The sequence below is a fragment of the Campylobacter sp. CCS1377 genome (assembly GCF_040008265.1).
GTDB lineage: Bacteria > Campylobacterota > Campylobacteria > Campylobacterales > Campylobacteraceae > Campylobacter_D.
This window is the reverse complement of record NZ_CP155620.1, coordinates 1,825,127-1,844,382: the sequence shown is the minus strand read 5'-3', so window position 1 is coordinate 1,844,382 and position 19,256 is coordinate 1,825,127. Positions and strand designations below refer to the sequence as shown.

General features: G+C 30.3%; 21 protein-coding genes, 5 tRNA genes and 1 pseudogene. 10 read left to right on the top strand and 17 right to left on the bottom strand.

Annotation, left to right across the window (positions count from 1 at the left end; translation table 11 throughout):
- Positions 1-33: 33 nt before the first annotated feature.
- From AAH949_RS09365 to AAH949_RS09355, 3 genes are all read right to left on the bottom strand, one after another.
- A tRNA-Val gene (locus tag AAH949_RS09365) sits at positions 34-109 on the bottom strand.
- Between the two features lie 11 nt (positions 110-120).
- Positions 121-196, bottom strand: a tRNA-Ala gene (locus tag AAH949_RS09360).
- Between the two features lie 89 nt (positions 197-285).
- Positions 286-373 (bottom strand) — tRNA-Ser (locus tag AAH949_RS09355).
- A 135-nt stretch (positions 374-508) separates the two neighbouring features.
- Between AAH949_RS09355 and AAH949_RS09350 the strand changes: the two genes are divergently transcribed.
- Positions 509-585: transfer RNA gene (locus AAH949_RS09350), tRNA-Met, on the top strand.
- Between the two features lie 152 nt (positions 586-737).
- Here AAH949_RS09350 and AAH949_RS09345 read toward each other — a convergent pair.
- On the bottom strand, positions 738-2,387 hold the full coding sequence (locus tag AAH949_RS09345) for a cation acetate symporter (RefSeq protein WP_348518599.1): 1,650 nt from the start codon (positions 2,385-2,387) through the stop codon (positions 738-740).
- Positions 2,384-2,749 carry a DUF485 domain-containing protein gene (locus AAH949_RS09340; protein ID WP_134238717.1) on the bottom strand — a complete coding sequence of 122 codons (366 nt, stop codon included), beginning with the start codon at positions 2,747-2,749 and terminating at the stop codon, positions 2,384-2,386. Before AAH949_RS09340 ends, AAH949_RS09345 begins: the two co-directional genes overlap by 4 nt.
- Before the next feature lie 235 nt (positions 2,750-2,984).
- Here AAH949_RS09340 and cgb point away from each other — a divergent pair, with 235 nt between their 5' ends.
- Positions 2,985-3,410 (top strand): single-domain globin Cgb, encoded by a 426-nt coding sequence (cgb, locus tag AAH949_RS09335; protein ID WP_134238718.1) that lies wholly within the window; start codon positions 2,985-2,987, stop codon positions 3,408-3,410.
- Between the two features lie 81 nt (positions 3,411-3,491).
- Positions 3,492-3,771: pseudogene (locus AAH949_RS09330) on the top strand (hypothetical protein).
- Here AAH949_RS09330 and AAH949_RS09325 read toward each other — a convergent pair.
- Positions 3,743-5,380 carry a multidrug ABC transporter permease/ATP-binding protein gene (locus AAH949_RS09325; protein ID WP_348518598.1) on the bottom strand — a complete coding sequence of 546 codons (1,638 nt, stop codon included), beginning with the start codon at positions 5,378-5,380 and terminating at the stop codon, positions 3,743-3,745. The pseudogene AAH949_RS09330 and the gene AAH949_RS09325 overlap by 29 nt on opposite strands.
- Before the next feature lie 78 nt (positions 5,381-5,458).
- Here AAH949_RS09325 and ribD point away from each other — a divergent pair, with 78 nt between their 5' ends.
- On the top strand, positions 5,459-6,448 hold the full coding sequence (gene ribD / locus AAH949_RS09320) for a bifunctional diaminohydroxyphosphoribosylaminopyrimidine deaminase/5-amino-6-(5-phosphoribosylamino)uracil reductase RibD (RefSeq protein ID WP_348518597.1): 990 nt from the start codon (positions 5,459-5,461) through the stop codon (positions 6,446-6,448).
- Between the two features lie 7 nt (positions 6,449-6,455).
- On the opposite strand, the gene AAH949_RS09315 is transcribed toward ribD, so the two are convergent.
- Both AAH949_RS09315 and AAH949_RS09310 read right to left on the bottom strand, forming a co-directional pair.
- Entirely contained in the window at positions 6,456-6,695 is a 240-nt protein-coding gene (locus tag AAH949_RS09315; RefSeq protein WP_134238722.1) for a ComEA family DNA-binding protein, read from the bottom strand.
- Positions 6,696-6,826: 131 nt separating this feature from the next.
- Positions 6,827-8,113 (bottom strand): adenosylmethionine--8-amino-7-oxononanoate transaminase, encoded by a 1,287-nt coding sequence (locus tag AAH949_RS09310; protein WP_348518596.1) that lies wholly within the window; start codon positions 8,111-8,113, stop codon positions 6,827-6,829.
- A 240-nt stretch (positions 8,114-8,353) separates the two neighbouring features.
- Between AAH949_RS09310 and AAH949_RS09305 the strand changes: the two genes are divergently transcribed.
- The gene (locus tag AAH949_RS09305; protein WP_348518595.1) at positions 8,354-8,809 is read left to right on the top strand and encodes a Dps family protein; all 456 of its coding nucleotides are present in this window, start codon (positions 8,354-8,356) and stop codon (positions 8,807-8,809) included.
- Positions 8,810-8,905: 96 nt separating this feature from the next.
- Positions 8,906-9,715, top strand: coding sequence for a lipase family protein (locus AAH949_RS09300; RefSeq protein WP_348518594.1), 810 nt, complete (start codon positions 8,906-8,908; stop codon positions 9,713-9,715).
- Here the strand turns inward: AAH949_RS09300 and AAH949_RS09295 are convergent.
- Positions 9,712-10,356: a TrkA family potassium uptake protein gene (locus tag AAH949_RS09295; protein WP_134238726.1), complete on the bottom strand. Its 645-nt coding sequence runs from the start codon at positions 10,354-10,356 to the stop codon at positions 9,712-9,714. The two genes, AAH949_RS09300 and AAH949_RS09295, sit on opposite strands and share 4 nt — an antisense overlap.
- Positions 10,353-11,696, bottom strand: a complete 1,344-nt coding sequence (locus AAH949_RS09290; RefSeq protein ID WP_134238727.1) for a TrkH family potassium uptake protein — start codon at positions 11,694-11,696, stop codon at positions 10,353-10,355. Before AAH949_RS09290 ends, AAH949_RS09295 begins: the two co-directional genes overlap by 4 nt.
- A gap of 131 nt (positions 11,697-11,827) precedes the next feature.
- Here AAH949_RS09290 and AAH949_RS09285 point away from each other — a divergent pair.
- Positions 11,828-11,903: transfer RNA gene (locus AAH949_RS09285), tRNA-Phe, on the top strand.
- Between the two features lie 142 nt (positions 11,904-12,045).
- On the opposite strand, the gene AAH949_RS09280 is transcribed toward AAH949_RS09285, so the two are convergent.
- The gene (locus AAH949_RS09280) at positions 12,046-13,419 is read right to left on the bottom strand and encodes a phosphomannomutase/phosphoglucomutase (RefSeq protein WP_348518593.1); all 1,374 of its coding nucleotides are present in this window, start codon (positions 13,417-13,419) and stop codon (positions 12,046-12,048) included.
- Positions 13,420-13,499: 80 nt separating this feature from the next.
- On the opposite strand from AAH949_RS09280, the gene fliL reads away from it, so the two are divergent.
- Both fliL and acpS read left to right on the top strand, forming a co-directional pair.
- On the top strand, positions 13,500-14,033 hold the full coding sequence (gene fliL, locus AAH949_RS09275) for a flagellar basal body-associated protein FliL (RefSeq protein ID WP_134238729.1): 534 nt from the start codon (positions 13,500-13,502) through the stop codon (positions 14,031-14,033).
- A complete protein-coding gene (gene acpS / locus AAH949_RS09270; protein ID WP_348519160.1) occupies positions 14,033-14,389 on the top strand; it encodes a holo-ACP synthase in 357 nt (118 codons plus the stop codon). Before fliL ends, acpS begins: the two co-directional genes overlap by 1 nt.
- 300 nt (positions 14,390-14,689) lie before the next feature.
- Here the strand turns inward: acpS and AAH949_RS09265 are convergent, their stop codons facing one another.
- From AAH949_RS09265 to AAH949_RS09255, 3 genes are read right to left on the bottom strand one after another with little or no spacing between them, the layout of a single operon-like run.
- Positions 14,690-15,004 carry a hypothetical protein gene (locus tag AAH949_RS09265; RefSeq protein WP_348518592.1) on the bottom strand — a complete coding sequence of 105 codons (315 nt, stop codon included), beginning with the start codon at positions 15,002-15,004 and terminating at the stop codon, positions 14,690-14,692.
- Between the two features lie 30 nt (positions 15,005-15,034).
- The gene (locus AAH949_RS09260; RefSeq protein WP_348518591.1) at positions 15,035-15,379 is read right to left on the bottom strand and encodes a hypothetical protein; all 345 of its coding nucleotides are present in this window, start codon (positions 15,377-15,379) and stop codon (positions 15,035-15,037) included.
- Between the two features lie 57 nt (positions 15,380-15,436).
- The gene (locus AAH949_RS09255) at positions 15,437-15,562 is read right to left on the bottom strand and encodes a hypothetical protein (protein WP_348518590.1); all 126 of its coding nucleotides are present in this window, start codon (positions 15,560-15,562) and stop codon (positions 15,437-15,439) included.
- A 76-nt stretch (positions 15,563-15,638) separates the two neighbouring features.
- Here AAH949_RS09255 and AAH949_RS09250 point away from each other — a divergent pair, with 76 nt between their 5' ends.
- Positions 15,639-15,830: a transcriptional regulator gene (locus AAH949_RS09250; RefSeq protein ID WP_348518589.1), complete on the top strand. Its 192-nt coding sequence runs from the start codon at positions 15,639-15,641 to the stop codon at positions 15,828-15,830.
- On the opposite strand, the gene AAH949_RS09245 is transcribed toward AAH949_RS09250, so the two are convergent.
- The 3 genes from AAH949_RS09245 to AAH949_RS09235 are packed head-to-tail and all read right to left on the bottom strand — an operon-like array spanning position 15,808 to position 19,255.
- Positions 15,808-17,001: a type II secretion system F family protein gene (locus tag AAH949_RS09245; protein ID WP_348518588.1), complete on the bottom strand. Its 1,194-nt coding sequence runs from the start codon at positions 16,999-17,001 to the stop codon at positions 15,808-15,810. The genes AAH949_RS09250 and AAH949_RS09245 overlap by 23 nt on opposite strands.
- Entirely contained in the window at positions 16,998-18,641 is a 1,644-nt protein-coding gene (locus AAH949_RS09240) for a GspE/PulE family protein (protein WP_348518587.1), read from the bottom strand. Before AAH949_RS09240 ends, AAH949_RS09245 begins: the two co-directional genes overlap by 4 nt.
- A complete protein-coding gene (locus AAH949_RS09235) occupies positions 18,638-19,255 on the bottom strand; it encodes a CDC27 family protein (protein ID WP_348518586.1) in 618 nt (205 codons plus the stop codon). The genes AAH949_RS09240 and AAH949_RS09235 overlap by 4 nt, the downstream gene beginning before the upstream one ends.
- Position 19,256 lies beyond the last annotated feature (1 nt).

Here is a 19,256-nt window from a genome sequence, read left to right as displayed (position 1 = left end):
CTTTGAATAAGAGAAATTGAAAGAAATAAAAAATGGTGGCTCCGATTGGACTTGAACCAACGACCACCACCATGTCAAGGTGGTGCTCTACCAGCTGAGCTACGGAACCAAAGTTGATAATGGTGGAGCATAGCGGGTTCGAACCGCTGACCCCAACGCTGCCAGCGTTGTGCTCTCCCAGCTGAGCTAATGCCCCACTAAATTTAAATAAAGTGTAATTATGCCTAAATTTTCTTTTAGAAAATTTAAAGAACTATTAACTTTAATAATAAAATTTTTGATCTATGGCAGACAGGAAGGGATTCGAACCCTCGAAAGCTTGCACTTTACACGCGTTCCAGGCGTGCTCCTTCAACCGCTCGGACACCTGTCTAAAATAAAATCTGCATTATATCCAACAAAAGCTTTAAATAAAATTTTTTAAAATCAGAAAAATTTTAGTAAAAAATAGTATAATTTCGATTTTACTCCTTTAAAATTTCTACATTTTATGTATATGTAGAATTTTGTCAGGGTAGCTCAGCTGGTTAGAGCGCTGGTCTCATAAGCCGGAGGTCGGGAGTTCAAGTCTCCCCCTTGACACCATTCATAAATTATTGCTAGCAAGTATTTTAATAAGAATTTAATAGCACAGAACAAAAATTATTTTATAGATATAGAGTTTATTTGGTGATTTATATTTTTGTTTTTAAATATGAATTAAGCATAAATAGCAAGATGAAAATCTTGCTATTTGTTTAATGCGCCACAGCTTCACTTATGCCAATCCCACTTTGTGCTCTGAAATTTTGTGCTTCAAAGCCTTCTTTATCTATCTTAGCCCTCTTAGATTTATCCAATTTAGAAATGATATAAATCAAAATAAAGGTTAAAGGCATAGAAAATAAAGCTGGATGATCATAAGGAAAAATTGCCTCGCTAAAGCCAAAACTTTTTATCCAAATACTAGGACTTAAAAGCACCAGCACTACAACAACAATAAGCCCAATAAGCCCACCCCAAAAAGCTCCTTTAGTTGTAAGATTTTTCCAATAAAGACAAAGCAAAAGTATAGGAAAATTCACGCTCGCAGCAATAGCAAAAGCAAGTCCTACTGTAAAGGCAACATTTTGATTTTCAAAAATAATCCCTACAAGTATGGCTAAAATTCCTATGCAAATGGTAGCTATTTTAGTTACTCTAAGTTCTTGTTTAGGATCGCATTCTCCATTTTTGCAAACATTGACAAATAAATCATGACTTATCGCTCCAGCTCCTGAAATGGTAAGTCCTGCAACAACAGCTAAAATCGTTGCAAAAGCCACAGCTGAAATAAAGCCTAAAAATACACTACCACCTAAAACTTCAGCTAGTAATACAGCAACCATATTGGTTATGCCATTAAAGCTTCCATCTGGGTTAGTAAATTGCGGATTTCCTAACAAAAGCGCAATAGCACCAAAACCTATAATAAAGGTTAAAATATAAAAATATCCTATCAAAGTTGTTGCATAAAATGCTGATTTTCTAGCTTCTTTAGCATTTTTTACTGTAAAAAATCTCATTAAAATATGAGGCAAACCTGCTGTGCCAAACATTAAAGCAAGTCCCAAAGATACAGCCGAAACTGTATCAGGTAAAAAAGTCCCTGGTTTCATAATGCTTGCACCTTTTGCATGATGTGATATGGCAAGCTCAAAATAGTATTTTAAATCAAATTTAGTTAAGTAAAGCACCATTATAGCCATAAAAGTTGCACCGCTTAAAAGTAAAATGGCTTTGATGATTTGTACCCAAGTTGTTGCATGCATACCGCCAAAAACAACATAAAGTATGATTAAAATTCCCACCAAAACAACAGCAAAAGTATAAGGAAGTCCAAAAAGAACTTGTATAAGTTGTCCCGCCCCTACCATTTGAGCGATCAAATAAAATACTATAACACTTAAAGCTGAGACGGCAGATAAAATTCTTATAGGTTTGGCATCAAGTCTATAAGCGGTAATATCAGCAAATGTGAATTTTCCAAGATTTCTAAGCTTTTCAGCAATTAAAAATAAAACGATAGGCCAGCCTACTAAAAAACCTATAGAATAAATTAAACCATCAAAACCATTGGTAAAAATAAGAGCAATGATACCTAAAAAACTTGCCGCACTCATATAATCACCCGCAATAGCTATGCCATTTTGTGCGCCTGTGATATTTCCTCCAGCTGTGTAAAAACCGCTTGCAGATTGACTTTTTTTGTTAGAATAATAAGTAATAAAAAGTGTAAATAATACAAAAGCTACAAACATTGAAATGGCTATAGGATTAAGCTCGGCTTTTTTTACCCCATTTAAATCAATAGATGCTGCTTGACAAAAAGATAATAAAGTGCCTAAAATAATTACTATTTTTTTCATTGAGTCTCCTTTTGAGTATAGCTTAATTCTCCATTTTGAAGATGTTTTGTAAGATTGTTATTTTCTAAATCTTTTAAAAGCTCTTCTTGATTTTTGTCTAAATATTGATTTGCAATGAAAGTATAAAATCCTGTAACTATTATACACAATGCGATAATAAATATACCGCACACTATACCTAAAGTAACAGAACTGCTTCCTAAACGATAGCCTAAAATATCAGGAAAAGCACCTACACTAAAGATAAAAGCGTAATAACAAATTAATACAGCCAAAGATAGCAACAAGGAAATTTTATTTCTAAAAGAAACAAAATTTCTAAATCTTGATAAAGATTGTTTTTGATTTTGATTCAATTCCATAATTTCTCCTTATAGTTTGATGTTAAAAATATAACAAAAAAGTGACTTTATAATATAATTTTTATGTAATATTTTTCATAATTTAAAAATTTATAGGACAAAAAGTAACATATCATATATAGTGAGTATTTTTTACACATAATATCATAAAAGATATTTTATTGATTAAAGTCAATGAATTTAATTCTATTTTTTTCTAAAATGCAAATTCTAATTTCAAAAATAAAGGAAAAATATGACTCAAGAACAAATAAAAATCATCAAAGATTGTGTGCCGATTTTACAAAAAAGCGGAGAAGATTTAACTAAGGAATTTTATAAAATTTTATTTTCTGATTATCCCGAAGTAAAACCTATGTTTAATATGGAAAAGCAAGCGTCAGGAGAACAACCAAAGGCTTTAGCAATGGCGATTTTAATGGCGGCTAAAAATGTAGAAAATTTAGAAAATATGAGAAATTTTGTAGATAAAATTGCCATCACTCATGTAAATTTAGGCGTAAAAGAAGAGCATTATCCTATAGTTGGAATTTGCCTTTTAAAAGCAATTAAAAATCTTTTAAATCCAAGCGAAGAAGTGCTTAAAGCTTGGGAGATAGCTTATGAAAAAATCGCTAAATTTTATATAGATATAGAAAAAAATCTTTATGAGAAAAAATGATTTTAGTGGAATTTTCCACTAAAAAACTCTATCATTTTTTGCTTTAAAATAGATAATATTTTAATTAAAAAAGGAGTAAAAATGCAAAAACAATATCACAAAGTGTATAGTTTAGAAGAAAGCCTTGTGATACTTAAAAAATATAAAGATGATTTAACTAAAGAGCAATACGAGAATATTAAATCAAATATAGGAACTCACGCTATTGGAAAGTATTTATCTTAATGAGTTGGATATTATTATGTTAGTTAAAAGAAATGTATATGGTTTAAGTGCCGATGAAATCATCGCTGAATACAAAGAAAAAGGATTTGTAGAATATGAAAGAAATATCACTCAAACCGAGCAATCAAATTCCTAGCTTTCTCCTTGATATTTTCACCTTTTAACTCGCTAATCTCGCCATTTTGTGCCAAGAAAATTCTATCCGCACTATCAAAATACGCATCATCATGTGTGATAGCAAAGATCGTTTTACCTTGCTCTTTTAACAAAGGCAAAAGCTTTTTATAAAAAAATCTTCTAAAAACCGGATCTTGATCAGCTGCCCATTCATCTAAAATCAATATATCTCGTTTTTCTAACAAAGCTATAAACATAGCCAAGCGTTTTCTTTGTCCTGTGGAAAGTTTTGTAGTGGTGATTTTGTGATCTTTGATATCTGTTTTTTCATAAAGCTCTAAAAATTCAAGCCAATATTTTATCTCTTCTTCGCTTGCAAAATTATCATTTTCTAAGGTTTGAGTAAAGAGATGAAAATCACTAAAAATCGCAGTAATCAAACTTTGATATTTGACTAAATTTGAAGAATCAATTTTTTGATCATCTAAATAAATTTCGCCTTCTTTTGGACTTATAAGCCCCGCTAAAAGCATGGAAAAAGTGGATTTTCCACTGCCATTTTTTCCGATTAAAAAAATGAGTTCGCCTTTGTGAATTTCTAAACTTGTGGGTTTGAGTGAGAATTTTTCATTATATGAAAAAGCAACTTTATCAAAACGAATGCTTTGCCAGTGTTCTTTGTTGCTATGGAGTGTAAAATTTTGTTCGAAATTTTCTAATTCAAGTTTTGCGATTTTATCTAGGGCTATTTTTGCTAGGATTAAAGTAGGAAAAGAGCCTATCATCGCCACCAAAGGTGTTCGTAAAAAAAGTATTGATAAAGCTATGGTTGTCGCATTTTCAATGCTCGTCCAAGAAAAATGCAAAGAAAAATAAAATTCAAGCCCTACAAGTGCTAGCAAAGCTATATTTGTCCAATTGTTTGATAAATTATGTAAAATGTTAGCAATGGTTGAATTTCGCTTTTTATTTTTCGCATTTTTTTCAAATTCAAACTCATAATAATGCTTTGCCCTAAAGCGATTTAAAATGAGCTCTCTGTGCCCATCAAGGATATTTTGATAGTTATTTTGCAAAGCATCGTCATTTTCCCTTGCATTTTTGAAGTATTTATAGACTTTCATCATTAAAAAATTATTGCTTAAAAAAACAAAAATGATCCAAACCAAGCAGATTGCAAAAATTTTAGGCGAAAGATAGCAAAGATAAACGCAAGTACAAAGGATTAAAATGCTTGATTGTATAAATTCAGGAAATCTTAAAAGCCCAAAAGAAACATTTCTAACATCACTTCCTAAAGATGCTAGAAGCTTTGCTTTACCAATTTGCGAAATTTTAGACATACTTGTATCTAAAATTTGTTTTACAACGCGTTTTTGCATAGAAAAAATGAAATTTTGTCCAAATATACTTAAAGAAATTTCTACAAAAATGGAACTTAGAAAAAATACAATCAGCAAGGCTAAGAAATAAAAAATAAATATGCCTTCATTGGAATTAGCTTTTAAAAGGTATTCGTTGATAAATACCAAAACAAGCACACCTAAAATGCTTGTAAATATGCTAAATGATAGGAAAAAAAAGATTTTGAGTTTATTGTTTTTTAAAAGTTCTAATATAAAATTCATAAAAAGTCCTAAAAATTTAAAATAAAATTTATATTTTAATATTTATTATCAAAATTTACAATGATTTTAAGGTAAAAAATGAAAAATTTTTATATGAATTTAGCTTTAAATGAAGCGTGGAAATATCAGTTTTTAACTTATCCAAATCCTGCTGTGGGCTGTGTTATTTTAGATAAAAACGGACAAATTCTAAGTATAAAAGCCCACGAGAAGGCTGGGTGTGCTCATGCTGAATTAAACGCCATTGCCGTAGCTTTAAAAAGCTTAAAACCTGAATTTTCTTTACCCACTAATGCAAATGATTTGCATGAATTTATTTTAAAAAATCATCAAAATTTATTAAACAGAGCAGTAGCTTTTGTAACGCTAGAACCTTGTGCGCATCAAGGTAAAACCCCACCTTGTGTGAAACTTTTTACTGAACTTGGTTTTAAAAAAGTGTATATTAGCATAAAAGATGAGAATAAAATCGCTAGTGGCGGAGTGGAAATTTTACGAAAAAATGGTGTGGAAGTTGAAGTTGGTGTGTTAGAGAGTGAGGGAAGAAAATTATTAATGCCTTTTTTAAAATGGCAAAAAGGACAATTTAAACTCTTTAAACTTGCTTTGAGTATGAACGGTTCACCTTTTGGAAAAATTATCAGCAATGAAGCAAGCAGAACTTATGCGCATAAGATAAGATCTGTGCTTGATTTACTTGTGGTGGGTGGGGAAACGATAAGAAAGGATAAACCCATTTTAGATGCGAGACTTTCTCAGGGAAAAGCGCCAAATCTTTGTATTTTAACACGCAAGAAATTAGAAAGCTTTGATCAAAATTTAGCATTTTTTAAAGTGCCAAATCGTCAAATTTTTACTCAAATTCCAAAAGAAGCCAAATTTATTATGTATGAAGGTGGGGAGAATTTCTTAAAATTACTAAAAGATGAAATGGATATGTTTTTGATTTTTCATAATTCTAAATTTAGAGGCGATAAAAATTTAAATATGGATTTAGAATTTAATCCTTTGCATAGAACTTTTTTTGATGAGGATATTTGCGGATTTTATACTTTAGCAAGATCTTAGTCTTGCTTTATTCTACAACGATATCGTTTTTAATGCCTTCGAAGATTTTATCTCCGATACCATTGATTTTTTTGATATCTTCAATGCTAGTGAAATTTTGATCTTTTCGGTATTCTAAGATCGCTTTTGCTTTTGCATCTCCAATGCCTTTAAGGGTTTTTAACTCTTCAAGTGTTGCTGTATTGATATTAATAGCAGCAAAGACAAAACCTACCATACAAAATAATAAAAAGAAAATCTTTCTCATCACTTCTCCTTTAAAATAAAGTTAAAATATCATTATGAATAAATTTAACTTAATACCCACTTTCTAAAAAAGAATAATGATAAAAATAATAAAAAATGTTACTTTTTTGTTATTTTACTGTTTTTGAAATTCTAAAATTCATTAAAAATATTTTCCAAAGCATTAACAACATAACAAATTTCTTCTTCTTTGATAATATAAGGGGGCATAAAATAAATGGTATTTCCCAAAGGTCTTAACAAAAGCCCTTTTTCTAAAGCTTTTTGAAATACAAAAAGTCCTGCTCTTGAATGTTTGCTTTTTAAAATATCAAAGGCGTAGATCATTCCTTTTTGTCTGAAATTTCCTAAAAATTCAAACTGTTTTAGTCTTGAAAATTCTTTTTTGATAAAAAGTGATAAAATTTTGTTTTTTTCTATAATATTTTCATTTTCAAAAATATCAAGCGTAGCATTTGCAGCAGCGCAAGCTAGGGTATTTCCCGTATAACTGTGAGAATGTAAAAAAGCTTTTTGTTCTTCATAAGGCGCATAAAAAGCATTATAAATCTCATCCTTTGTAACTACAACAGATAAAGGCATATAGCCGCCCGTAATTCCTTTTGAAAGGCATAAAAAATCTGGTACAATGTCACATTGCTCTAAAGCAAATAATGTCCCACTACGCCCAAATCCAACCGCAATTTCATCAAAAATAATATCAATTCCAAATTCTTTACATAGTTTACAAGCTTCATTAATAAACTCTGCTTCATACATATGCATATTTCCTGCACATTGAATTAAGGGTTCAAGAATAAATGCGCAAATTTGTTCCCCTTGAGTGTTTAACAAATTTTTAAGAGCTTGCAATTCTTCACTAAAATCGCTACTTTTTGGCACAGGGGTGCTAAGACATTCTAAAAGTAAAGGCGTATAGGTTTTTTTATAAAGTTCCACATCTCCAATGCTTAATGCACCCAAAGTTTCTCCATGATAAGAATTGCTTAAAGAAAGAAATTTCGTTCTTTTAGTGTCTTTTTTATTAAGATGGCAATGAAAGCTCATTTTTAAAGCAACCTCTATAGCCGATGAGCCATTGTCTGCGTAAAAACATTTATTTAATTCCTTCGGCAAAAGCGCGCAAAGTCTTTTAGATAAAGAAATGATAGGCTCGTGTGTAAAGCCTGCTAAAATAACATGTTCTAAATTTTCTAGTTGTTCTTTAAGTTTTGCATTAATGTAATCATTGCTATGTCCAAAAAGATTTACCCACCATGAACCAATGCAATCTATATAAGAGTTAGAATTAAAATCATACAAATACACCCCTTTGCCTTTTTTAATGGGAATAAGAGGTAAATTTTCGTGATCTTTCATTTGAGTACAAGGATGCCAGATGTGTTTAAGATCAAGTTCTTTAAGAGTGCGATTGTCCATCGAAATTCCTTAGAAATTTTTATTAATTATAAATCAAAATTATAGGATTTAGTGTATTTTTGGATAAAAAAGCATTAAAGTTGAGTTTATTTGATAATAAATTAAAATCAAATATAAAATTATAAAAGTTTGGAGTATAATAAAAGCATATTAAAGGTATGGATTGAAATATTAATTGATAAAATTTATTAATTAATAAATTTTATGCTATACTTTTAAAAATCAAAAAAAGGAGATAAAATGTCAGTAACAAAACAATTATTGCAAATGCAAGCGGATGCTCATCATTTATGGGTTAAATTTCATAATTATCATTGGAATGTAAAAGGATTGCAATTTTTCTCTATCCATGAATACACTGAAAAAGCTTATGAAGAAATGGCTGAGCTTTTTGATGATTGTGCCGAAAGAGCATTGCAACTCGGTGAGAAAGCTATAGTTTGTCAAAAAACTTTAATGGAACTTGCAAAAAGCCCAAAATTAGAGGATAAAAAAGATTGCTTTACTCCTATTGAAGTGATAGAGCTTATCAAAAAAGATTATGAATATCTTTTAGCTGAATTTAAAAAATTAAATAGCGAAGCCGAAAAAGCTAGCGATACCACAACAGCAGCTTTTGCACAAGAAAAAATTGCTAAGTATGAAAAAAGTCTTTGGATGCTTAGTTCAACTTTGCAAAATACTTGCAAAGCTTAAATTTGCGGAGCTACAAACTCCGCTATGATTTTTGATATACATACTTTTTTAAAACTACAAAATACAAAAATATTAAACGACGCTCAAGTAAAGATTTTGCAAAATTTACAAAATGTGTTTTTTCAAAATTTAGAATTTTTGGAAGATCTTAGAAAATACTCCTTGCTTTCTCATGCGGCTTATTTGAATTTAGATTGTAAGGAAATTTTGTTTGAAGATTTAGATCAGAAAAGATTATTTAGAGCACTTAGTAATAATATTTTGAAAAAAGAAAGCGTTAGCATTGGTAAAATCAAGCCTATGTTGGCTTTTTCTTTGGTCAAAAATTTTATTTTGAAAGCTCATATCAATGAAAATTGCAATGAATCTAAAATGGGTTTTAGGGCAAGTTTGTTTCAACAAAAGAATTCAAAAAAATTTATTTTAGCTATAGCGGGGAGTGATTTAAGACCTTTAAAATTTGATTTTTACGATGTTTGGAGCGATTTTTTGCTTTTAAATGGCAAAATACCCGAAGGGCAATTTAAGTCTTTAAGCAAATTTTATAGCTTAATTAAACAAAGATTTAAATTTAGCAAAATCACTTTAGTAGGACATTCTTTAGGCGGACATTTAGCACAATTGTTTGCTTTAAATTATCCTTTAGAAATTGATAGCATTTATACATTTCAAGCGCCTGGGATTTATAATTTAGCAAAAAAGCTAGAAATTCCTTACAAAGCTTGTCATATCTATACTTTGCATAATATGAATTTAAGGCATTTCAAGTGGTATAATTTTAATTTTGTACAAAAATTGCATTCTAAAATAGGCGAGGAAATTTTATTAAATTTAGGCACAAGGATTCATCATCCTAGTGTTAGCGCCAAAGGTTTAAATGAGCTTTTAAAGAATTTAAAAGCTTAATAATCAAATTCTTCTAAATCTTTAGTAGTTCCAAGTAAGATCACCATATCTCCCACATAAGCGACTGTGGTTTCAAAATCTGGAAACAAAGTCCAATCTTCTGAAGCTTTTTTATATGCAATGATGCCCATATTTTGCGCTATGTGCTTTAAGCTGTTTCCAGCAAGTTTTTCGTTTATGGTGAGTTTTACAGCTCTAATGGTATTAGCCGAGAGATCAAATACTTCAAATTCAGGATGAGATAAGAATTCCTTTGCAAGTCTTTTTGCGCTTTCTCTTTCAGGTGAAATAACTTTGGTTGCACCGAGTTTTGAAAGAATTTGTCCGTGTATTGACGAGCTTGCTTTTGCTATGATGTTTTTTACACCTATGTCTTTTAGTGCCATTAGAGTTAAAATGCTTTTTTCAACGTTTTGTCCTATGCTGACAATTACAATATCAACATTGTGAAAACCTGCTTCTTTTAGGGCTATGGTATTGGTAGAGTCTAAAATATATGCGCTTGAAGCCAAGTCTTGCAAGCCTTTTAAAGAATCTTCATTTTTATCTGCAATGATAACTGTTTTTCCTTGCATTAAAAGTTCGTTCGCTAAAACAGATCCAAATTTTCCAAGTCCTATAATTCCATAACTTTTGTTCATAAATACACCTTTCCTTCTGGATATCTTATATATTTTTCTTTTTCTTGGATAAAAATAGAAAGCAGAAAAGCAAAAATTCCTATCCTACCACTAATCATCATAATAATGATGATTAGTTTACTTTCGCTTCCAAATAAAGCACTTAAAGATAGAGTTCCTCCATCGCCAACGGAAACACCTACTGTTGCAAATGCGGATGAAGTCTCAAATAAAAGCGTTAAAAACGGATGATCGGATTCAAGTAAAGATAAAAGCATAACGCATAGTATCATGTAAATACTAGATCCTATGCTAATAACAAAAGCTTTGCTAATAACATCTTGAGAAAGTTCATATTTAAAAATGCGTATTCTTCCGCCCCTAATAGTCCAGTATGCGTAAATAAGCAAGATAGCCACCGTAGTAACTTTTATACCCCCTGATGTGCCTCCTGGACTTCCTCCAATTACCATAAATAAGGATCCAAAAAATAAACTCGCATCCTTAAAAGTACTAAAATCTAATGTGTTAAAGCCAGCAGTGCGATAATTTACAGCAGTAAAATAAGAGCTCAAAATTTTATCAAATAAAGAAAAAGAGCCTATGCTTTTAATATTATTATACTCTAATAGGAAAATAACTAATGTTGCAAATATAATCAAAGTAAATGTCATTGTGAGAACTATTTTAGTGTGTAGACTTAAAGTTGCTAAGCGTTTTTTTTGGAAAAAATAAACTTCAAGTAAGACAAAATATCCAATTCCTCCAATGATGATTAAAGAGGTGATAACTAAGTTGATCCAAATATCTTGTCTATAAGACATTAGACCTGTTTCAAAAATACTAAAACCTGCATTGTTAAAAGCTGAAATGGAATGAAAAATTCCACTCCAAACAGCATGTTTAATATCCATTTCAAGCATAAAGCGTAGGCTAAGCAGTATTGCTCCGCAAAGTTCTATTATAAAAACAAAGAGAAAAACTTTTTTTAAAAATCCTAAAAGTCCATCCATAGTTGGATAAATCATAGATTCTTTAAGTAAATTTTTACCACTAAAGCCTATTTTTTTGCGTATTAAAAGATAGACAAAAAGTCCTAAACCCATATACCCAAATCCACCGATTTTTATAAGGCACAAAATAACAAACTGACCCCAAAAAGTAAAATCATTGGCGGTATTTTTAACGATAAGTCCAGTCATGCTAATAGCTGAAGTACTAGTAAATAGAGCATCAATAAAACTAATGGGATTTTTATGCATTCCTTTTAAAGTTAAAATGAATGCTCCAGCAAGTGCGATAAAAATATACCCTAAAAATAACATTCTTAAGGTGTTTCTATTAAAATGTGTTTGTTTCAAATTAATCCTAATATTAAAAATTTTGATTAATGGAAAATTGTATCTTAAAAAACTTCAAAAAAAATAAATTTATTTTTTTGAATTTAAACTTAATTTAAAAAAATATATGTATAATTTTAGTTTTTGAAAATGGTTGGATAGCTCAGTCGGTAGAGCAGCAGACTGAAAATCTGCGTGTCGGCAGTTCGATTCTGCCTCTAACCACCATTTTTATGCTTCGACTTCTATATTTTATTTATTATTAAACAAAATTCGAACAAAGGTTTTATTTTCTAAGTTGATAGTCATCTTATGTTATTAAAATGAATTTTATTGACTTAATTTTTAAGTTAATAAAAGATAATTTTACCTAATTTACCAAATTCCCTTTAACTTTTTCGAATAAATCCATGACATTTTTTTGAATTTCCCCAGCTTTTTCAAGACTTGTCGCTTCAAAACGCGTGATCAAATAAGGACTGGTATTAGAAGCCCTTAAAAGCGCCCAGCCATATCCAAAGTCTATCCTTGCACCATCTATTTCACACAGCGCTTTGACATCTTTTAATCCTCCTTGTTCCACAGCTTTTTTAAAGGCATCAACGAGTTTAAATTTTTCTTCTTCACTTGCTGGAATTTTAATTTCTTCTGTGGTGTAAAGTTTTGGAAGTTCTTCTATCATAGCACTAAGATCAAAGCCTTTGTGAATGAGTTCTAGCGTTCTTAAAAAGGCATAAATTCCATCATCATATCCAAAATAACGATGTTTAAAAAAAATGTGTCCGCTTACCTCAGCAGCCAGATCGATATTTTGCTCTTTCATCATCTTTTTAATGTTTGAATGTCCTGTTTTTCCCATAAAAATAGTCCCAAATTTTGCCACCTCATCAAAGAGATTTTTAGAGCATTTAACTTCTCCTAAAACGCGAGGGTTAGGGATATTTTTGGCGAAAAGATAGCAAAGCTCATCACCGCAAAAAACGTGCGAAGTGTTTAAGGCAACCAATCTATCAGCATCACCATCAAAAGCAAAGCCAATTTTAAGATTTTGATCTTCATTAAGAATGCTTTGTATATCTTTTAAATTTTCTCTTTCTGTTGGATCTGGAGAATGATTTGGAAAATTTCCATCAGGATTTGCAAAAAGTATTTTAGGTTTTAAATTCAAAGCCTGCATTAAGGGCTCTATAACAACTCCAGCAGCCCCATTAGCACAATCAATAGCAAAGTTAAAATTCCAATCCTTTAAATGCTTAAATTGCTCACTCATGAAAGCAATATAAAGACTTAAAATATCATAATTTTCGCAACTTACATCATCTTCAATCACATCATCTAAGTGTTTATAAACTTCTTTGCAAAGCTCTTTTAAATCTTGTCCAAAAAAACTTTCCTTACCTATAGTAATCTTAAAGCCATTATAATCTTTTGGATTGTGCGAGCCTGTAATCATAATATTTGCATCAAATTTCAAACCCTCATAAAGACTGAAATACCCTAACGGAGTAGGCACAAGACCTATGTTATAAATTTTAATTCCTGCTTTATTAAGCCCACTTAATAAGTAATGAAATAAAGCATTAGCGCTATATCTTGCATCATATCCTACGCTAACATTTTTGCAATTTTTTTCAAGCATTTTTTTACCCAAGCAATATCCTATAGCCTTTACACTTTTTTCATTGAGTTCTTTTTCGTAAATTCCGCGTATGTCGTATTCTCTAAAAATCACTTCAAGTTGCACGATTTATCCTTAATAAAATTAAAATATAAGAAAAATTTGTTAAAATTGTAAATCATTTATCTAAATACAAAGGAAAGATTATGGAAGAAGAAGTAGAAAAACAAGAAAAAACGAGTAAAAAGGGTAATTTTCTTATTATTATCATTGTGGCAATTTTGGCGGTTTTATTGCTTGTGATTGTTGGAATTATAGGTTATTTATTTATGTCTTCTCCAAGTGATGAAGCTAACGCACCTACTCAGGCTGCTCCAGTAAGTAAAAACGCTAAAGCCAATGTTGTACCAAGTCAAAGGGGAAGTGATTTTGCTAATATAGGTCAAATGTTTGCTTTGGCACCATTTACTTTAAATTTATTAAGTGATAGTGGGGCAAGATATGTTAAATGCACCATCCAGCTTGAGCAAAATACCGAGCTACTCACTCCAGAGCTTGAGAAAAAAATTCCTGTAATTCGCGATATTATCATTCGTACCTTGACTTCAAAAACCTTTGAAGAAGTTAGCACTACCAAAGGAAAAGAAAGACTTAAAGATGAGTTAGTGGGAAAAATTAATGAAGTTTTAACTGATGGTTTTATTAAAAATATTTATTTTATGGACTTTGTGGTATCTTGATAAAAATAGGTTGTGATATAGTTGCCATTTCTAGGATGGAAAAAATTTACCAAAAACACAATGTAAATTTCTTAAATAAATTTCTAAATTCAAAAGAGCAAATTTTAATCAAAAATCCTGCCACTTTAGCGGGATTTTGGGCTGCCAAAGAGGCTGCGAGTAAGGCTTTGGGTGTTGGCATTAGCAAGGAGTGTGGTTTTTTTGATCTTGAAATTTCAAAGGATTTTAAAAATGCTCCTTATTTTAATTTTTCTTCAAAACTTTTAAATTCTTTTAAAATCAATTCTGCTTCACTTAGTATTTCGCATGATGGAGGTTTTGCAATCGCCGTTGTTGTGATGGATTTAGAGGCTTGAGTTAAATTCTTTTTTGATTTTTTTAATATCAAAATAAAATTTCAAGTATCCACATTTATACCAAGTTTTATGTGCCTTAATTAAGGCATTTCCTAGTTTATAGGAAAGATGATTTTTGTATTTTAAAGCTTTTTCATGATCACTAAAATCCTCTAAATTTGCATTATTTTTAGCTAAATTTTTTATGATTTTTGGCAATTTTTATAAGTGCGAAAGGCATTTTAAAATACCCTTTAAAGCTTTTTGAATGATCTATCATCGCAAAACCTAGTTTATAGCAGAGTTTGTTTTTTACTAAATTCACAGCTCCTGTGGGCTTTTTAACTTCTTTGATTTCTTTTGGAATTTCTTGTCTAGATTCTTCTTTTGGTTTTGGGGCTTCAAATTTAAGTTTTGAAAAAGGAATTTTATTTTCACTTTATATAATTTACATTCGCTTCTATCGCTATCTTTAAACAATGCAAAGCGATTTTTGTGCGTGTTATTATAAATATAATCATACACAAACTCAAGCTTTTGTCCTGCACTCTCAAGCTTTTCAAGCTCATTTTTAAGTAAGCTTGGATCTAAGAAAATATCTTTTTCAAAGCTAAATTTAAAATCTTCTTTTTGCATGGTTGAAAGCTCTTTAATTTTTTCTTTACTTCAACTTCCATCAGTAGGATCTTCTCTACTCCAAAAATGATTTTCTTTGATTAATCTACTAGGGTTTCCTGCATAAATTGAATTTGAAAATTTAACTCCACTATTTACACTTTTTGCACCTAAAATACTCCCACTTGCTACAAAACCTCCTTTTAAAATATTTGTAAGTATTGCTATCAAAAATGAGATGATGATTAGTGGGCGAGAGCCAAATTCCCCAAGAAAACATACAATCATTGCCCAAAATAAGATTTTTGCCTTCACTAACACGAAAAGAAGTTCCATTGGAAGTAGAATTTTTACCAATATAGCAAAGTCCATTGCTATGAATATTAAAATTTCCATTAGTTCTACTTGCATTGCCAATAAAAAGCAAAGAATTGTTTCCGTTAAAAACAGCATTTACATTCGCACTGCTTCCAGCAAAAAGACTATATTATTACTCCCTTTAAATTCGAGTTTTAAATTCTTTTGCAAGGATAAATCCCCATAAATAATATTACCTTTTTCGTCTATAGTTTTTAGCATTCTTAACCTTAAATTTAAAAACTTGTTTTCTTTTAAAGGCTTTATTGCTAAATTAAGAAAAAAAATTGGATTTTTAATGACTCAAAGAGATATAGCAGGAAAATTAGATATCAATGTCAAAACTTTGCGTAAATGGAAAAAAGATCGCCCAAAGGTTTATGAGCTTTTGATGCTAGGTTTAAAGGCACAAGAGATATTAGATAAACTTAAAAAAGAATGTGAAGATTTAGAAAATTTACTTGATGTTAAAAATTCGCAAAAGTGCTAAGTTCCCACATAGGTAAAAAAATCCCCAAAGCCAATAAAAGTACCATTATAGCGACCATTAAAGTGAGTGCAGGCTCTAAGAAAATGAAAAATTTTTCTACCAAATTTTCTTGTTTATTCTGATAATATAAAGCGATTTTTTCACACATAAAATCAAGCTTAGAGCTTTTCATCGCAACGCTTAACATTTGCACTATCATTCCTTCGAAAAGCTTTGTCTTATTAAAAGCTTCATCAAATTCCAATCCTTGTTTGCAAAGATCATCAATTTGTTTATATTCTTGAGATAAAAATTTATTTTCAACGCCCATACAAGCTAAATTTAAAGCTTTACTTGCATCGATACCCACACGCAACAAAAGCCCCAAAATAAGGAAAAAATAATAAGCTTGAGTGTAAAAAATGATTTTGCCGATGATGGGAATTTTAAGGATAAAACGATCGCTTTTGTAGGCAAAATTTGCATTGTATTTATAAATGGTGAAAAATCCTATAAAAGTGCTTAAAAGACTTGGAATTAAAATCATATAATAAGAATCTAAAAATTCATACAAACCTAAAATAATTTGCGTAATTAAAGGTAGATTGACATTAAAATCATCAAATATGGTTTTAAATTGTGGCACAACAAAAAGCATGAGCGATAAAAAGGCTATAAACAATGCCACAAGTACGATTATAGGATAATTTAGCGCCTTTTTTAGTCGTTTTTTAGTTATAAGTTTTTTTTCGTGAATTTCAGAAATTTTTGCAAATACAAAGGCTAGATCGCCCATATTTTCGCCCATTTTAATTAAAGCCAAATCACTTTGCGTGATATGCACCGAAGAATTTTCTAAGGCCTTATGAAGACTTTGACCGCTGGCTATATTTCCACGAACTTTGTTTAAAAAAGCATCGATGTTTTTATTGTATTTGTGCTTGCAAAGCTCATTAAGAGCTTGTTCTATGCTAAGCCCTACTTCAAGAAGCAAAGATAATTCTTTAAAAATATGACTGATTTCTTTATTTAAATTTCTGCTGTAATAATTTGTTTTGCTAAGTTCTTTAAATTCAAGAATTTTAAAACCTTGTTTTAGAATTCGGCTTTGTGCTTCAAATCTCGTATGGGCTTTGATAATCAGCTTTTTAGTGTGATTGTTTTTTGAGATTAAAAATTCATATTTTTTCACCGCGTAACCCTTAAAATTTCTCCAAGACTTGTAATGCCTTTTCTAGCTTTTTCTATGCCCATTTCAAACATGGTTTGAAAACCGTTGTTTTGCAGATAGGCTAAAATTTCGCTTTTATTAGCATTGCGTCTGATTAATTCCCGCATATCATCATCTATATTAAGCGCTTCGCAAATTAATTCTCTGCCTAAAAAACCTGTATTAGAGCAATAAATACAACCCTTGCTTTCATAAAATTTGCCTTGAATTTTTTCATCTTCATAAGAAATTTCATAACAACAATGCGTGCAAAGTTTTCTTACAAGTCTTTGTGCGATGATTAAATTTAGGGCCGATGAGAGTAAATAAGGCTTGGCTTTCATATCTAGCATTCTAACTATCGCAGAAATGGAATCATTGGTGTGTAGAGTACTTAGCATTAAATGTCCTGTAAGTGCTGATTTTATAGCAATATCAAGACTTTCTTCATCACGAATTTCCCCTACCATAATTACATCAGGATCTTGCCTTAAAATCGCTCTTAAAGCATTGTTAAAATCAAGTCCCGCTTTTGAATTTAGCATGGTTTGTTGCACGAGTGGAATTTTGTATTCGATCGGATCTTCAAGAGTAATGATCTTTTTTTCTATAGATTTTATTTCATTGAGTATAGAGTATAAAGTAGTACTTTTCCCACTTCCTGTTGGACCTGTTAATAAAATCATTCCATAAGGTTGATTGATATTATTTTGAAGGTGTTTTAAATTTGTTTTTCCAAAATGTAAGTTTTGAAGGCTCGTAAAATCTTTTTTTCTTTCAAGTATTCTAATAACAATGCTTTCCCCATAAATTAAAGGCAAAGATGAAATTCTAAAATCAAATTCTAAATTTTGTATTTGCATACTAAAACTGCCGTCTTGAGCTTTTCTTTGTTCTGCAACATTTAAATGTGCACTTAGTTTGATGTAAAAAACTAAAGCCTGATAAAGTTCTTTTTCTAAAATAACAAATTCGCTTAAAATTCCATCTTTTCTAAAACGCACCAAAGCATCATCATTTCTTGGTTCTATATGTATATCGCTTGCTTTTTGTTTGATGGCTTGGCTTAAGATAAGATCGTGAATTTTGGCAATGGCACTTTTTTGTTCGTTTTCTAGTTTCCCGCCCAATTCGGTTTTAAGTTTTTCTGCAAGTTTGGCAAGTTCAACTTGCAAAGAAAGCCTTTCTAGGATAGTTTTGATTTTTAAAGGATTTGCAATGCATAATTGTATAAATTTGTCTTTAGATCCATTTTGCAATTTATCTATAAGTTCAAAAGAACAAGGTTTAGTGCAAGCTAGGTAAATATTATTTTCATCTTCTTTAAAGGGTAAAATTTGATACGTTTGTAAAATTTGGCTATTAAAGCATTTAAAAAGTGTAAGGTTGGCTAAAGGTTCTTGTATGAAATTTAATTTTTTATACAGAGCAAAACCTTGCAAAAAACTGTCTAAATTTTGCTTAAAATAAGCACAAAGTTCAAAAATATCTAAAATATCTTTTTCATAAAGTTTATAAACACACTCTTTAATGAGAGAAAAATCTAAATTTGAAAAATCGCATTCGGGATTTAATAAGCCTTGTTCTTTGAGTTTAGAGTGTAAAATTTCTATGTTTTTCATTTGATTTGACTTAAGAATTGATCAATATTATTTGAATCATAAAAACTCATATAATTAGAAAGTGCTTTTATAGCCTCTTCTTTTTGACCTAGAGCAATTTTTGCTTTTGCAAACATTAGCCACGATTCTTGGTTATTTTTATTAAGTTCGTTTGCTTTTAAGGACCAAAAAATAGATTTTTTATAATCTTTATTTTGATAATAAATTTTTGAAAGTTTAATAGCGCTTTTATAATTAGGATGTGCATAAAAATCACTTCTAAGCTCAGGAATGCTTGCTTCATAGCTTTGCACTATGATTTTTAGCTCATTTGTTGTGCTTAAATTTATGGTTTGAATATGTGGTGTTTCTTGGGCATTAAGCGTGGTTTTGTTTTGTAAAATTTTATTTTTTTCTTGGATAATTTTTGCATCTTGAAGTTTATTTTGTAAATTCTTTTTTTCTTTTAGGGCTAAATTCAAAGTATGCTGTTGATTTTGCAAATATTTGAAAAGTATAAAACTTGCAAAGCATAAACAAAATACTAAAACACCTAAAAGACTGAATTTTATATAACGTTTTTGTTTAAATTTTTTATGTTTGAGTTCGAGTTCTTGAATTTGAATTTTATTCATT